The organism is Flavobacterium sp. CECT 9288 (assembly GCF_918731615.1).
Taxonomy (GTDB): Bacteria; Bacteroidota; Bacteroidia; order Flavobacteriales; family Flavobacteriaceae; genus Flavobacterium.
This window is the reverse complement of the sequence record NZ_OU957226.1, coordinates 2,087,220-2,101,942: the sequence shown is the minus strand read 5'-3', so window position 1 is coordinate 2,101,942 and position 14,723 is coordinate 2,087,220. Positions and strand designations below refer to the sequence as shown.

At 31.9% G+C, this 14,723-nt stretch carries 15 protein-coding genes; 7 read left to right on the top strand and 8 right to left on the bottom strand.

Features of this window, described 5'->3' with window-relative positions; translation table 11 throughout:
• Positions 1-116 precede the first annotated feature (116 nt).
• Together LQ189_RS09240 and LQ189_RS09235 are read right to left on the bottom strand one after the other, a co-directional pair.
• Positions 117-2,078, bottom strand: coding sequence for a KUP/HAK/KT family potassium transporter (locus tag LQ189_RS09240; RefSeq protein ID WP_230156070.1), 1,962 nt, complete (start codon positions 2,076-2,078; stop codon positions 117-119).
• Between the two features lie 115 nt (positions 2,079-2,193).
• Positions 2,194-3,465: a hypothetical protein gene (locus tag LQ189_RS09235; RefSeq protein ID WP_230156067.1), complete on the bottom strand. Its 1,272-nt coding sequence runs from the start codon at positions 3,463-3,465 to the stop codon at positions 2,194-2,196.
• Between the two features lie 109 nt (positions 3,466-3,574).
• Here LQ189_RS09235 and LQ189_RS09230 point away from each other — a divergent pair, with 109 nt between their 5' ends.
• Positions 3,575-4,639, top strand: a complete 1,065-nt coding sequence (locus LQ189_RS09230; protein WP_230156058.1) for an oxidoreductase — start codon at positions 3,575-3,577, stop codon at positions 4,637-4,639.
• Between the two features lie 63 nt (positions 4,640-4,702).
• On the opposite strand, the gene LQ189_RS09225 is transcribed toward LQ189_RS09230, so the two are convergent.
• The 4 genes from LQ189_RS09225 to LQ189_RS09210 form a co-directional block, all read right to left on the bottom strand.
• Entirely contained in the window at positions 4,703-5,164 is a 462-nt protein-coding gene (locus tag LQ189_RS09225; RefSeq protein ID WP_230156055.1) for a sensor of ECF-type sigma factor, read from the bottom strand.
• Between the two features lie 19 nt (positions 5,165-5,183).
• Complete coding sequence (locus tag LQ189_RS09220) at positions 5,184-5,603, bottom strand: hypothetical protein (protein ID WP_230156053.1); 420 nt, start codon at positions 5,601-5,603, stop codon at positions 5,184-5,186.
• A 33-nt stretch (positions 5,604-5,636) separates the two neighbouring features.
• Entirely contained in the window at positions 5,637-6,179 is a 543-nt protein-coding gene (locus LQ189_RS09215) for an RNA polymerase sigma factor (RefSeq protein WP_230156051.1), read from the bottom strand.
• 62 nt (positions 6,180-6,241) lie between these two features.
• Positions 6,242-7,318 carry an SRPBCC family protein gene (locus tag LQ189_RS09210; RefSeq protein ID WP_230156049.1) on the bottom strand — a complete coding sequence of 359 codons (1,077 nt, stop codon included), beginning with the start codon at positions 7,316-7,318 and terminating at the stop codon, positions 6,242-6,244.
• 529 nt (positions 7,319-7,847) lie between these two features.
• On the opposite strand from LQ189_RS09210, the gene LQ189_RS09200 reads away from it, so the two are divergent.
• Positions 7,848-8,237: a nucleoside triphosphate pyrophosphohydrolase family protein gene (locus tag LQ189_RS09200; protein ID WP_230156045.1), complete on the top strand. Its 390-nt coding sequence runs from the start codon at positions 7,848-7,850 to the stop codon at positions 8,235-8,237.
• 55 nt (positions 8,238-8,292) lie between these two features.
• Here LQ189_RS09200 and LQ189_RS09195 read toward each other — a convergent pair whose 3' ends face one another.
• Positions 8,293-9,360: a branched-chain amino acid aminotransferase gene (locus LQ189_RS09195; protein WP_230156043.1), complete on the bottom strand. Its 1,068-nt coding sequence runs from the start codon at positions 9,358-9,360 to the stop codon at positions 8,293-8,295.
• 301 nt (positions 9,361-9,661) lie between these two features.
• Between LQ189_RS09195 and mnmD the strand changes: the two genes are divergently transcribed.
• Together mnmD and LQ189_RS09185 are read left to right on the top strand one after the other, a co-directional pair.
• Positions 9,662-10,324 (top strand): tRNA (5-methylaminomethyl-2-thiouridine)(34)-methyltransferase MnmD, encoded by a 663-nt coding sequence (mnmD, locus tag LQ189_RS09190; RefSeq protein ID WP_230156040.1) that lies wholly within the window; start codon positions 9,662-9,664, stop codon positions 10,322-10,324.
• 124 nt (positions 10,325-10,448) lie between these two features.
• The gene (locus tag LQ189_RS09185) at positions 10,449-10,646 is read left to right on the top strand and encodes a hypothetical protein (RefSeq protein WP_086455287.1); all 198 of its coding nucleotides are present in this window, start codon (positions 10,449-10,451) and stop codon (positions 10,644-10,646) included.
• A gap of 25 nt (positions 10,647-10,671) precedes the next feature.
• Here the strand turns inward: LQ189_RS09185 and LQ189_RS09180 are convergent, their stop codons facing one another.
• Positions 10,672-11,613 carry a LysR substrate-binding domain-containing protein gene (locus LQ189_RS09180; protein ID WP_230156037.1) on the bottom strand — a complete coding sequence of 314 codons (942 nt, stop codon included), beginning with the start codon at positions 11,611-11,613 and terminating at the stop codon, positions 10,672-10,674.
• Between the two features lie 139 nt (positions 11,614-11,752).
• On the opposite strand from LQ189_RS09180, the gene LQ189_RS09175 reads away from it, so the two are divergent.
• The 3 genes from LQ189_RS09175 to can all read left to right on the top strand — a co-directional run bounded on the left by LQ189_RS09175 (position 11,753) and on the right by can (position 14,715).
• A complete protein-coding gene (locus tag LQ189_RS09175; protein ID WP_086455102.1) occupies positions 11,753-12,124 on the top strand; it encodes a hypothetical protein in 372 nt (123 codons plus the stop codon).
• A 73-nt stretch (positions 12,125-12,197) separates the two neighbouring features.
• Positions 12,198-14,024, top strand: a complete 1,827-nt coding sequence (locus LQ189_RS09170; RefSeq protein WP_230156034.1) for a SulP family inorganic anion transporter — start codon at positions 12,198-12,200, stop codon at positions 14,022-14,024.
• A gap of 55 nt (positions 14,025-14,079) precedes the next feature.
• Entirely contained in the window at positions 14,080-14,715 is a 636-nt protein-coding gene (can, locus tag LQ189_RS09165) for a carbonate dehydratase (protein ID WP_086455101.1), read from the top strand.
• Positions 14,716-14,723: the final 8 nt, after the last annotated feature.

The window sequence follows — 14,723 nt, the reverse complement described above, 5'->3', positions numbered from 1 at the left end:
GCAAAGGTACTATTAATTGATTTGAATGTTAAATTTTAGTACTGAATGTTGTTTAAAAATTTTTCATAAAAAAAAGCACTGTATTGCTACAATGCTTTTTTTAAAGGATTCTTAATTTATTTTACTCGCGTGAGCCCTATGTTTTCTGGTGCATGAAGTACCATTGGGAATTTTTCAATTTTAACAGAACTACTGTCTAAACCAAAAGCGCGTTCTTCGGAAAGACTTAGTTTTTTGATAAAGAAGTATGAATTCATGATTAATTTTTCATGCCATCTTAAATCACTATCGTTTGAAAGGAATTTTTCGGATAATACAAATTTAAAATCTCCAATGATATTGTTTTTGTTTAGAGATTCATATCTACTAGTAATATCTACTTCACCTTTTTTCACCATGTCACGAATTACTTCACGGAACATGAGATTGATTTTAGTAGGTTCTCTAAAACCTAGGTTAAAGTCAACACGGTATAAATCGTCTTTTACAATTTCGGTAACTTTGTATTCAGTTTTGTATGGTTCTGTAAGTATGTTTACATGAACAAACCAGTATATATCAGCTCTTTTAGGTCTTTTTTGTAAGATAGAGTACATTACCTTTTCCTCAATTTCATCAACTCGTCCAGCATTAGTCATGTATACTAAGTGAGTGGCGTATTTTGGTATAGATAAATCGGCACTTAATTCAACAAGTACTTTTTTATAGTCTTCAATTTTAACCAATTTGGTGTAACTTTTATTAATTTTCTTAGCCAAATACCAAATAGTCATTACTGATATTAACGATATTGCAATTAAAAGTGTTACGTATCCTCCTTCGGCAAATTTTGTAATATTAGCAGCTAAAAAACTGAATTCAATTCCTAGATAAATGGTTATTAAAGGAATTATAAAGTACAATTTAACCCTTTTCATAATCAAGTAATAATTCAATAAAATGGTAGTCATGATCATACAAAGTATAATAGCTAGTCCGTAAGCATGCTCCATGTTGCTGGACTCTTCAAAATGCAATACAATACCAACACACCCTATAAACAACAACCAGTTGATTGACGGAATGTACAATTGTCCCTTTAATTCTGTAGGATATTTGATTTTAACTTTTGGCCAAAAGTTAAGCCTCATAGCTTCATTTATTAAGGTAAAAGAACCACTAATCAAAGCTTGAGAGGCAATAACAGCAGCAAGTGTAGCTATTACAATTCCTATTGGTTGAAACCAATCAGGCATGATTAAGTAAAACGGATTTCCATTTTTTCCACCAATACTTTGTAATGTTTCACCTTCATGTTTTAAAAGGTATGCGGCTTGTCCAAAATAGTTTAGTACCAATGCTAGTTTTACAAATACCCAACTAATTCGGATATTTTTACGCCCGCAATGTCCCATGTCAGAGTACAATGCCTCAGCACCAGTTGTACACAAGAAAACAAAACCTAATACAAAAAATCCTTCAGGATGTATAGATAATAAGTGGTAAGCATAGTAAGGGTTTACAGCTTTTAAAACTTCGGTATTTTGAGTAATTTGTGATATACCTAGGATAGCAAGCATTGCAAACCAAATAAGCATCATGGGAGCAAAGAATTTACCCACAAGTTTTGTCCCAAATTGTTGGATCATAAACAATATGAAAAGTATTGTTATTACAATTGGAATGGTATTAATTTCAGGGTAGTATGTCCTTATTCCCTCAACAGCTGAAGAAACCGATATAGGAGGCGTAATGATACCATCAGCTAATAAAGCGCTTCCTCCAATAATTGCGGGTACAATTAGCCATTGAATTTTAGTTTTCTTGACTAGTGCGTACAATGCAAATATTCCGCCTTCACCGTGATTGTCTGCACTAAGTGTGATAATCACATATTTAATGGTTGTTTGTAGTGTAAGCGTCCAAAATACACAAGAGATGCCACCTAAAACGATATCAGCTTCTATAAAATGAGTGCCTAAAATGGCTTTCATCACATACAAAGGTGAGGTACCTATATCTCCGTAAATGATTCCTAATGAAATTAATAACCCGCCTAATGTCCATTTAGTATGGAGGTCTTTGTGTGAAGCGTTCATGAAATTTTTTTTAAAAACGTTTCAAATTTACACTTTTAAAATATATTAGAAGCTTTTTGTCTAAAAAAAAACACGACTATTAATGTCGTGTTTTTCTGTTATTTTTAAATTTTAATTAAGATCTTCTATTTTCTGATCTTTCAGAACTTCCTCTTTGATTGCTATTGCTTCTTGTTTCAGAACCTCTTCCAGAATTACCTCTAGAACTTGATTCTTGTCTTTGTGGCGCAGCTTGTGGTGCTGAACTTGATCTGTTTTGCGAATAATCTCTAGGTGTACTTTCTCTTCTTGAAGGTAAACTGTTTTCAGAATTTGATCTGCTTGAGCTATTAGCACGAGGGGATTCACTTCTTTGCGATTCTCTTTCGGTAGTTGTTGTACCTCTATTTTGCGAGTAGCTTCTATCAGATCGTCCGTTAGCAGTGGTTGTCTCTCCACTAGTTCTTGTACTGTATCTGTTATTTTCAGTTCTTGTAGCTGTTCTATTTGAGTTAGTAGCATTTTCTGAACGAGTTCTGCCTTGCGATTCATATCTGCCAGAATTAGAGGTTTGCGCTGTACGACTTCCTCTTGTGTTATCTGTAGCAGATCGGTTATTGCCATCTGAAGTACGTCTTCCAGCACTGGTTTCAACTCTAGAGCTTGTTCTTCTTTGTTCTAGTTCATATCGGTTTGATACTGCAACATTACGTCTTGAAAAAGCATAATCAGGATATAATCTTTCATAACCGTTGCTGCGTCTTGAATTGTAAAGGACAACTGCTCTATTACTTCGTCTTAAGTTTACATAGTTGTAACTGTTGTAACTATTTAAACAGATAGAGATATTATTTCTATATCTAAACACAGGGAAAGGATTCCAGGTATAGTAGTATGATGGGTAGTATCCCCAGTTCCATCTAGAGGTATACGCACGGTATGAAGGTCTCCAAAAAGAGGCATAAATCACAGGAGTAGTATAGTAAACAGGCTCATAAATATAATTATCGCCATACATAAACACATCACCAATAACTTGTACTTGAACATTATTATTTCGGTCTCTTTCTACATCAATTGTAGCTACGTCTTGATATACGTCTCTGTCCAGTACAGCTTGAACAACAATTAGGTGTGTGTTGCTCTCTACCGATTCTACAACTCTTAAATAATCAACCTGATTGTCGTTGTTTAAATCTAGATTAGATATTTGCGCTTTTGGGTCGTTTAATCTTCTTTCAAAATCTTCAAGATCTCTGGAATCACCAAAAATAGATGCAATTGCTCTTAAATCTAGATTATCACTTATTTCTGAATTCATAGCGCTCACAGAGGTTCTATCTTGTGCCTGCGTTGTGGTGACTAATAGGGTAGTCATTACGCTGAATAGTAGTAGTTTAGTTTTCATATTATTTCGATTTAGTTTCACACGAAAGTTATATCCAATTACTGTGCCAGTATTTTTTTAGTGAATAACTGTTGATTTATAATTGTATATTAGCATAAATTATTTGTGTATGAATTGTCGTTTTTCCTTTATTTTATGGGTGCTTTTTATCGTTTCTTGTAAAAGTCAAGTTAATGCTAATAAAACGGGGATAGAAAGCTCTGTTTTTAAGAATGTAAGTATTGATACCTTATTTGAAGATAAAATAAGCATTAGATCTTTAGTGATTGATGGAACTAAAATTTGGTATGTAGCTGATAAAAATCGATATGGCTACTTTGATTTGGTAACCAATAAAAAAACCGAACGCAAGATTATCAAGGATACGTTGCAACTAGAGTTTAGAAGTAATGCACAAACTAGAGAATATGTTTATGCTTTAAGTGTATCGAATCCTGCTTTGTTATATCAAATTTCAAAAAAAGATTTAACTGCTAAATTGGTCTATCAAGAAAATCATGAAAAGGTTTTTTTTGATAGTATGCAATTTTGGAATAATAAAGAAGGTATAGCCATGGGAGACCCTGTTTCTACTGGTTTAAATGTTATCATTACTCGTGATGGCGGAGCTTCATGGAAAAAAGTTCCTGACATGCTCATGCCTACAACAAGTGCTGGAGAGGCTGCTTTTGCAGCAAGCAACACTAATATTATAGTAAAAGGTTCTTCTACTTGGATTGTTTCTGGGGGAGTTAAGTCAAGAGTTTTTTATTCGCCAAATAAAGGAAAGTCTTGGACAGTTTATGAAACGCCTATTGTACAGGGTAAAAGTATGACAGGAATATTTACTGCCGATTTTTATGATGAAAAAATAGGGTTTGTATCTGGTGGAGATTATGAAAATAGAAATCAAAATCATTCTAATAAAGCCATAACTGTAGATGGAGGAAAAACTTGGAACCTAGTAGCTGAGAATACGGCTTTTGGTTATGCATCTTGTGCGCAATACGTGCCTAATAGTAAAGGGAAAGGTATCGTTACGGTGGGTTACTCTGGAATATTTTATTCTGGGGATGGTTGCGTTTCTTGGAAGCAATTAGCAACAGATTCAAAACTGAATACCATTCGCTTTATTAATGAAACTACGGCTATTGCTGCTGGTCAAAACAAAATGATTCGGTTGCAATTTAATTAAAAGAAAAAATACCCTCAGTATGCTAGACTCTGAGGGTAGTTCTTGAATTAATAAAAAAGGAAATTAATTTTTTTGTCCGTTATTACGGTATTGTTGGAGTAATTTTTTATTGAAATCTTCTTCAGCCTTTTTTAATTTTACAATCTTTACAGCAGGTAAAAACGTTCTCAAATTTTGTAAAAAGCGTTTGCGAACTAAGAATAATTCTTCTTCTGTGCCCTCAATTTGAGCTAAAAAAAGTTTAGCTTCTTTCTCGTTAATTTTATCAAGAGAGCCATCGCTCATTCGTTTTACATAGGATTTCATTTTTTGATGTCTTAACTCAAATTGTTTATCATCATAAGTATTGTAAACAGGCCAAAACTTTTCGGCTTCGGTGGTTGTAAATCCTATTTCTGTGGTGAAAAAAGCAGCTTTCAAAACTTTTATTTGCTCTCTTTTTTCTTTCATGCTTTCGCCTTGAGCGTAAAAATTAAAAGAAACAAATAATAAAGCAAGGAGGAGTATTATTTTTGAATTATTCATTGTATTTTTTTTTAATCTATTATTCTAAAATTAAATTTTCTAGGTTGGTATTTGTTGAAAAATGTTCTTCAATTGCCTCATCTTCTAGAGCAATTGGAGTTTTCATATTTTCAATTTCTTCATAATTCAAACCATTAATTAAATCGTATTGATTTACATTTGTTTGATAAGTAATATAATTTTCTAATGCAGCTGTTTCTAGCTCATTTTCTTTATTGTTTTGTTGTTGTACCACTAAAGGAACCATCAGTGCTAAAACTAATAGGGCAGCTACAGCAGAGAATATTAAAGTTTTCTTTCGTTGAAAAATAGAAATAACGGGCGGCTCATTTTGCTCTAATTGCTGCATCATCTTTGCAGAAAAAGTGTCAAAATAATGGTCTGGAACTTTAAATCCAGATTCTATTTTTGGTTCGTTATCTAATTTAAATGTCTTCATAATAGTGTTTAGACAATGTTATTACTAAAAGGTTTAAGTGGAAGAAACAAAAGCTTCAATTTTTTTTACGGCTAGGTGATAGGAGGCTTTTAACCCGCCTACTGTGGTGCCTAAAATTTCTGATATTTCTTCATATTTAAGTTCTTGAAAGTATTTCATTTTAAAAACTAGTTGCTGTTTTTCTGGTAAAGCGGCTATTGCGCGTTGCAGTTTTAATTGCATTTCATTTCCGTCAAAAAAAACATCGGCTTCTAGATTGTCAAGTGTTTTATTTTGTAAAGCTTCAGATGAGATATTATTAGCACGGGCTTTTTGTTTTAAGAAAGTCAAGGCCTCATTTGTGGCAATACGGTACATCCAAGAAAAAAGTTTGCTGTCTCCTTTAAAACCTTTAAGATGTTGAAAAATTTTAATGAAACAATTTTGCAAAACATCATCTGTATCATCATGATTTAAAACAATGGTACGAATGTGGTTGTATAAAGGTTTTTGATATTCCAATAGCAACCTCTGAAACGCTTGATTCTGCGTTTTGGGGTTTAATAATTGGTTTATAAATTCCTGTTCTTCCTGCACAATGTTTTTTTAGTCTAAGATGATTTTTGAATAATAAGGTTTAATACCAGAAGGTATTTTTTTTAAAATTCAGAATCTTCTTCTTTGATTTCTGTTGGAGCGGGTGGGTTGCTAGTCGTTACAGGCGCAATTGTAGCAGGTTTTACAGGAGCAGTTACGGGAATCACTTTTGGCGGAAGCGGCACATAAACCTCAGTTTCCCATTTTGATGGATTTTTAATGTCGATTTTATTAATTTTAAAAACTTCTAAATGGCTAAAATTAGGACTTACAACTACTTTATTTTTAGCTATGTAGGCGTTGGACTGTTGTATAGCCTTGCTTATGTGAGTATAATCGCCTGTTAAAGTTGTTTTTATGGCTTCAAATGGCTCTAATGTACCTGATAAAATATCACTACCTGAACTGGTCAAAATTCGGTTTTTAGTAGGAATACAAAAAGAAATTTGTGCTAATCCTGTTGTTGCATTGTAATTGTGAAACAATAAAAATGGTTTTCCATTTGTTTCTACGCCATTATTGGTACAAAAAGCAGTTAATTTATTAAATACGATATTAGCATTTTTAGAAACGCTAGTAAGCTTGCTTGTAAAGGTTTGTTTTAAGTAATTTGTTCCTGATTTTGTGCTTAGACCAATGACTTTTATATTGAAAGTATTGGTTTCAAAAACCAATGTTTTTTCGAGTTTCTCTAAACTTTTTTCGTAAACGCGACCCATTATTTTATCTATTCCGCCTTGCATTGCAGCCATTACTTTCATGGTAAAGCTCATTTTTCCTTGAGATTTCCAAGTCACTTTAGTTCCATTTAAAGTGTCTTTAAAACGCAATACTACTGATGATTCACTGCCATCAAAATCCATTTTTTGTGAAATACTATCGTTTTCTTGTGTTGAAAGTGTTGCAATTGATCCTGAACTTGTTTGGTTATCCCAAGTCATTGTAGCTCCGTTGCCTATTGATTTTTCTGAAAAAGCAAGGTTTGAAGCTGCATCTTTAGATATCCAAGTTGCAAAATCTTCCCAGTTTCTTAAATCATTAACAAATTGGTATACAGTATTCTTAGGCGCTTTGATAATATGGCTTCTTTCTACAGTGAAATCTCCTTTTTGAGTGGCAATAAATATAGTCAAAGCCACAAGGCTTAGTAGAAGTAGAAGGAAAATATATTTTAAAATTCGCATAACGGGTTAGTTTCTTGATTTTGTAAAGTTATAGATTTTATTTAAAAGTTTTTCAATGCTCAAATTTTTATAAATTGTTCTTGAAATCCTGTATTGTAAAATTGTAAATAACTGATTAGTATTGATGTTGTTTTTTGTGATTGTTTTATTTACCGCGTGTACGGATATAAAAGCAAATAAAAAAGCCCACAAGAAGTGGACTAATAATCAGTTAAAAACTACCTTTTGAAAAAAACTTTTATCAAAAAAAGAATAGCAATAAAACCAATAAATCCCAGTAGGATTTTATAATTGCCCTTATAAAATGTTTTATGAATTTGAATGTCTTTTCTATAGGAGTATACTGCGGCTATAACAAAAGCGATAAAAAATAAGATACCAAAAATGATTTGACCTTGACTAAACATGTTTTACAATTTTTTGTAAATTTAATCAATTGTTTAGAAATAGTTGCTATTTTGGTGTCTCAATTAAAAAAAAGAATATGAAGAAACAAATTGACGCTGTAAAGCAATTTCATTCTGCTTTTAACTTAGGATTTCATGATGCGCCTGTTGTTAATCTGGGCGAAAAGAAGCACCTGCTTCGTTATAATTTGATGAAAGAGGAAAATGAAGAATATCTTGAAGCAGTGCAAAATAATGATTTGGTTGAAATAGCAGATGCACTTGGCGATATGATGTATATCTTGTGTGGAACCATAATAGCGCATGGTTTACAAGATAAGATGGAAGCTGTATTTGATGCTATACAGCTTAGTAACATGAGTAAATTAAATACTGATGGGACACCTATTTATAGAGAAGATGGTAAAGTTATGAAGGGACCTAATTATTTTAAACCCGATTTTTCAAACATATTTAACGAAAAATAAAAAAAGTGATTTTCTCAGTAGAAAATCACTTTTTAAAATTCAGGTTTTGAAAAAATTATACTTTAACTGTCCAGCCAAAAGTATCTTCATCAAGTTTATTTTGAATGTTTGTTAATTTTTCTTTTAATTGAATGGCAATTGAATGATCAACCTTTGGAAGATCATAATATACATCTTGGAAAGAAAATCCTGAAATAGGACTAATTACAGCAGCTGTTCCGGCACCAAATATTTCTTTTAGAGTACCATTTTTTGCTGCTTCAACTAATTCTGAAACCAATACAGGACGAACTTCAACTGCAATACCTTCGCTTTTTGCCAAGTCAATAAGTGTTTTTCTAGTTACACCATCAAGAATACGTTCACTCACAGGAGCTGTGAATAAGGTATCGTTGATTCTAAAAAACACATTCATAGTTCCCGCTTCTTCAAGTTTAGTGTGGGTAGCATCGTCTGTCCAAATAACTTGTTGAAAACCTTCTTTATTTGCTAAAGTTGTAGGGTAAAATTGTGCAGCATAGTTACCTGCAGCTTTTGCAGCACCTATACCTCCATTTGCAGCTCTACTGTAGTGTTCAGCAATAAGAACCTTAACATCTCCAGCATAATAAGAGGTAACTGGAGATAAGATAATCATGAATTTATATTCGTTAGAAGGGTTTGCAATCACACCCGTTCCAGTAGCAATCATAAAGGGTCTTATGTACATCGAGTTTCCATTCCCTTTTTTAATCCAAGCTTCGTCTAGTTGTAATAATTGGTGTAATCCAGACATAAAAATAGCTTCTGGAACCTCTGGCATTGCCATACGAACCGCTGATTTATTAAATCGGTTGTAATTTTCATCAGGTCTAAAGAGCCAAATATCATCATTTGTATCTTTGTAAGCCTTCATTCCTTCAAATATTGCTTGGCCGTAATGGAATACTCTTGTTGATGGATCAATTAAAAAAGGCGCGTATGGTTTGATGGTTGGAGTTTGCCATTCACCGTCTTTAAAATCACATTCAAATAAATGATCTGTAAAAACAGAACCAAAGCTTAAGTTTTCAAAATCTACATCTTGTATTTTTGATGTAGTGGCTTTTATGGTTTCAATCTTGGTAGTTAGAGTATTACTCATAATAGTGTACTGTTTGTTGATTTTTTGGTTCAAACAAAATGTAATTCCTGAAAATCAAGACTTATTTTTTGTTTAATGCGTGCAAAATTAAATAAAAAACAATGAATACTTTTATTCATTTCGTTTAATTGTGTTTTTAATGTGTTATTTGTTGGTAATTTAAAAAAATACCCTTCAGATGTTTGATTTTGATACTAAAAATCAAAAAAATACTTGTTGATGCTCTGTGAAAATTGTGTTTTTCACTATTTTTGGTTCAAATCTAAAAATTAAAATTAATTTATAACGACTTATACCAATTGTGAAAAGAGAAATAATTCAAACTCTAGATGGTTCTACAACGATTCATTTACCAGAATGGGATGAGTGTTACCATTCTAAACACGGTGCCATACAAGAGGCTGAACATGTTTTTATAAAAAATGGTCTAGCACTTTTTCCAAATACTAATGTTTCTATTTTAGAAATTGGTTTTGGAACAGGGCTTAATGCATTCATTACTTTTTTAGAGTCTATCAAAAGAAGTCAAACTATTAATTATGTAGGAGTAGAGGCATACCCAGTATCTGCGCTGGAAGTGTTGGCTATGAATTATGTAGCTGAACTTGATGCAGAACAACACAAAGCTATTTTTGAGACGATGCACACCAGCAATTGGGAAGAAAAAATAATTCTTGCTCCCCATTTTGAAATCACAAAAAGGAAACAGTTTTTTGAACAAATTGAGGATGTTGACGCCTTTGATTTGATTTATTTTGACGCTTTTGGATATAGGGTGCAACCTGATTTGTGGAGTACAGAAATTTTCGAAAGAATGTATAAAGCTCTTAAAAAAGATGGTGTTTTAGTAACTTATGCCGCAAGAGGCGTTGTTAAACGTAGTATGATTGAAGTTGGTTTTACAGTAGAAAAATTAGCCGGGCCACCAGGAAAACGAGAAATGTTTAGAGCCTTTAAAAAATAATTTTTTTAATAGTCTTTCAACCCTTTGTTTTGGTTTGAAAACAAAAAACTAAGTTAAATAATAGTGAAACATTTTTATTTTTATTTTAAATTTACAGTGTTCCAAACAAAAAATAAATTGCACTATGTCGAAAATAATGTATGACTATACCAAATCAATTTTAGAGAGGGTAAGTTTTGATCCGGCTTTGTTCTGTAAAGAGTTAGAAAAAGCTTTAAAAACATTGTTGCCATACGAAATGGAGCTTTTAAGAGAATGGCTTTTGAATTATACCGTAAGCAAGCCAGAGCTAAAACAATGTTTAATATTAGTAAATTCATAAAAAAAATAAGGAACCTAAGTGTTCCTTATTTTTTTGATATAGAACTAATAATTTGAACGTTTTGAAATACTATTGCTCCTTTAATTACTCCTGCAATTGTAGTTCTTAGTGCATCTATAATTTGAATTTTTAATTCACTTTTAGGGAAAATTAAGCTTACCTCTCTGGCAGGTTTTGGTTCCTTAAAGTGTCTAAGTTTTAGAGCATCACTTTCTTTAAGGTCTAAGGTGTGTAGGTAAGGCAACAAGGTTGTCCCGAGACCTTCATCTGCTAGTTTTATTAGGGTTTCAAAACTCCCACTTTCTATTTGAAAATGGCTCGCTTCATTTCTATCGCCACTTTTACAAAGGTTCAAGATCCCATCTCTAAAGCAGTGTCCATCTTGAAGTAATAAAATTTCATCTAAATTTAAATCAGATACTTCAATTTCATTTTTTTGAAAATGATGATGACTCTCCGGGATATAAGCTACAAAAGGTTCGTAATACAATACAATCTCTTTTATTTTTTCTTCTAATAAAGGTGTAGCAGCAATTCCTGCATCAAGATGACCATTATTAAGTTTTGTGATGATTTCATTCGTGTTCAGTTCTTCTATGATGAGCTTAACTTTTGGATATTTTTTTATAAAATTGTTAAGGAACATTGGCAATAGCGTAGGCATGATAGTTGGAATGATTCCTAGTCTAAATTCACCACCAATAAATCCTTTTTGTTGCTCTACAATATCTTGAATACGGTCTGCTTCAACTACAATATTTTTTGCTTGGTTTACAATCTTCTGACCAATATCAGTGAGTTGAATGGGTTTTTTTGTTCGATCAAAAATTTGGATACTCAACTCCTCTTCAATTTTTTGAATTTGCATACTCAAGGTAGGTTGAGTTACAAAACATTTCTCGGCAGCAAGTGTAAAGTTTTTATGTTCAGCTACAGCTAAAACATATTTTAATTGAGTGATTGTCATCTATAGTATTTTATGATACAAAGATAAAAACAATCAATTTGTTTTATGATCAATTTGTAAATTTTATGAAAAACATTAATACTTATTTTTTTTGCATAAATAAATTATATGGAAGCAATATAAAATATTTATTACCTTTATGCCATTATTGCATATAGATCATTTTGTGTTTTTATCATTTGAACAATTAAAAATTCTATTTGCTGAATTTATTATATTATCAATGAAAGTGTTAGCGCGTTTTTTTTTATTTTTATTTCTAGCTTTTTTAGCTGCGCCCACTATTGTTATCCTCATTAAAAAAAGTTCTGACATTACGGTTTTTTTTGATTTTGCCGAAGAGGAAGAAGACTCTCAAAAAGAAATAAAGAATTTTGTTCATCAAGAATTGGTAAATATTGAGCTGATTAATGTTTATTTTAAAGAAATTAATTTTCTTTTTTCAAACAAGACAGCTAAACATGACAATGTAATTACTTTTATTTTTGCACCCCCTCCAAACTTAGGATAGTATTATTTTCAAAAAAAATAGTCTATATCTTTTTGATATGGATTAAGGTTTATGTACATATAATTATTATCTTATGAAAAATAGAGTCAATCTTTTTGCTCACCTCAAGTCTGATTTTGCCGCTGGTCTTGTAGTTTTTTTAGTGGCTTTGCCACTTTGTTTAGGTATTGCTCTGGCTAGTGGAGCACCTTTGTTTTCAGGTATTATTTCAGGTGTTGTAGGAGGAATAGTAGTAGGTTATTTGAGTCAATCACATTTAAGTGTTTCTGGTCCAGCAGCAGGATTGACTGCAATTGTCTTAACAGCAATTACTGATTTGGGTTCGTTTAATTCGTTTCTATTAGCAGTTTTAATTGCAGGTATTATTCAATTAATATTAGGTTTTGTTAAAGCTGGAACAATTTCAAATTATTTTCCAAATAATGTTATTGAGGGAATGCTGGCAGGAATAGGTGTAATTATAATCTTAAAGCAAATTCCCCATGCATTTGGTTATGATCCAGATTTTGAAGGAGACGAATCTTTTTTTCAAATAGATGGGCAAAATTCTTTCTCAGAAATTTTTCAAGTGATTAATCATGTTCAACTAGGATCCATCATTATAGCGTTACTTTCACTTTCAATTTTAATACTTTGGAATAAAGTCGATTTTTTAAAGAAAATTAAGTTAGTACCGCCCGCATTAGTTGTAGTAATAGTGAGTATTTTGGTTAATGAGTTTTTCTTACAATCAGGGAGCGATTTAGCCATTGTTAAGGAACATTTAGTAAGCTTACCGGTTCCTACAACTTTAGCTGAATTTAAAAATATCATTGTCACTCCAGATTTTTCTGCCATTTCAAATTCAAAAGTTTGGATTGTAGCGATTACAATTGCTGTAGTTGCTTCAATTGAGACTTTATTATGCATTGAAGCATCTGATAGAATGGACGATTTAAAAAGATATACCAATACTAACGTAGAATTGAAAGCTCAAGGAATAGGTAATATTTTGAGTGCACTTTTAGGCGGATTACCAATGACATCTGTGGTAGTGCGAACCACTGCAAATAATAGTGCGGGTGCCAAATCAAAAATGTCTGCAATTATTCACGGTGTGCTTTTGTTAGTAAGTGTTTTAGCAATTCCATCATTATTAAATAAAATCCCATTAGCAACACTGGCAGCGGTTTTATTATTAGTAGGTTATAAATTAGCATTTACTAATATCAAGCATTTTATAAAGTATATGCCAAAAGTTGTTAACGTATTAATTATTTCACTCGTTTGTATTAAAATAGCCTATGATGCTGTGCATGATTTTAATATTGTAGTAATTGTTTTTACAATTGTATCTGTTATCATTTTAATCTATTGTTTATTAGAATTTAAAAAAAATAATGAATTTAGAAAAACAATTACACGGAATCAGTATTTGTATTTTCCTTTCTTTGCAACAACTATCGCAGTTATATTTACTGACTTGCTCAAAGGGGTTGCATTAGGGATTTTAATAAGTATCATTTTTGTACTAAAAGGCAATTTAAAACGTGCATATAATTTTAGAAAAGAGAATTATGAATCAGGTGATATAATTCACATAGATTTGGCTCAAGAGGTTTCGTTTTTAAATAAATCAGCTATTAAACAGACGTTGAATGACATTCCAGAAAATTCAAAAGTAATTATTGATGCAAAAGATACGGTGTATATTGCTCATGATATTTTAGATTTAATACATGAATTTAAAACGATTAAGGCTGCAGATAAAAAAATTAAAGTAAAACTAAAAGGATTTAAAGAGGCTTACGAATTAGAAAACTCAAATGATTCTAACAATCATGTAACTTTTGAACACTATTATGACGCAGCTAAACGGGTAATGGTTAAAAAGCCAATAGGAGACACAACAGATTTTTAAGGTTGAATGTGTTATAAAGAGATTGAAATAATTAACAAACATTAAATTAAATAAAATGAGTGATTTTTATAAAAAAATATTAGATAATAATAAAAAATGGGTTGAAACATCACTTGCGAGTGATCCTAATTTTTTTGCAGATTTAGCTAAAGGTCAAACACCGCCTTTATTGTGGATCGGTTGTTCTGACAGCCGTGTTCCTGCAAATGAAATTGTAGGAGCAAAGCCAGGTGAGGTTTTTGTACACCGTAATATTGCAAATATGGTGGTGCACACTGATATGAATATGCTTAGTGTTTTAGATTATGCTGTAAATGTTCTTAAAGTAAAGCATGTAATCGTGTGCGGACATTATGGTTGTGGTGGTGTTAAAGCGGCTATGGGCAATCAGTCTATTGGGGTTATTGACAACTGGATTCGTCATATTAAAAATGTTTACCGCTTGCACAATACCTATTTAGATAGTATTCAAGACGAAACAGAGCGTTTCAATACATTTGTAGAGCTCAATGTAAAGGAACAGGTTTTTGATTTAGCAAAAACATCTATTGTTCAGGGCGCATGGAGAAACAATCAGGATCTAACCTTACACGGATGGGTTTACGGTTTAAACTCTGGTTTTGTAACCGATTTAAACGTAAACATTAGCTCAGAAGATGACCTTGATGAAGTATATCAATTAAAATTCTAAATTATTAA

Coding starts and splice junctions, on each gene's coding strand:
- LQ189_RS09240 (WP_230156070.1), bottom strand. CDS start 2,078: ATGAACGCTTCACACAAAGACCTCCATACTAAATGGACATTAGGCGGG.
- LQ189_RS09235 (WP_230156067.1), bottom strand. CDS start 3,465: ATGAAAACTAAACTACTACTATTCAGCGTAATGACTACCCTATTAGTC.
- LQ189_RS09230 (WP_230156058.1), top strand. CDS start 3,575: ATGAATTGTCGTTTTTCCTTTATTTTATGGGTGCTTTTTATCGTTTCT.
- LQ189_RS09225 (WP_230156055.1), bottom strand. CDS start 5,164: ATGAATAATTCAAAAATAATACTCCTCCTTGCTTTATTATTTGTTTCT.
- LQ189_RS09220 (WP_230156053.1), bottom strand. CDS start 5,603: ATGAAGACATTTAAATTAGATAACGAACCAAAAATAGAATCTGGATTT.
- LQ189_RS09200 (WP_230156045.1), top strand. CDS start 7,848: ATGAAGAAACAAATTGACGCTGTAAAGCAATTTCATTCTGCTTTTAAC.
- LQ189_RS09195 (WP_230156043.1), bottom strand. CDS start 9,360: ATGAGTAATACTCTAACTACCAAGATTGAAACCATAAAAGCCACTACA.
- LQ189_RS09185 (WP_086455287.1), top strand. CDS start 10,449: ATGTCGAAAATAATGTATGACTATACCAAATCAATTTTAGAGAGGGTA.
- LQ189_RS09180 (WP_230156037.1), bottom strand. CDS start 11,613: ATGACAATCACTCAATTAAAATATGTTTTAGCTGTAGCTGAACATAAA.
- LQ189_RS09175 (WP_086455102.1), top strand. CDS start 11,753: ATGCCATTATTGCATATAGATCATTTTGTGTTTTTATCATTTGAACAA.
- LQ189_RS09170 (WP_230156034.1), top strand. CDS start 12,198: ATGAAAAATAGAGTCAATCTTTTTGCTCACCTCAAGTCTGATTTTGCC.
- can (WP_086455101.1), top strand. CDS start 14,080: ATGAGTGATTTTTATAAAAAAATATTAGATAATAATAAAAAATGGGTT.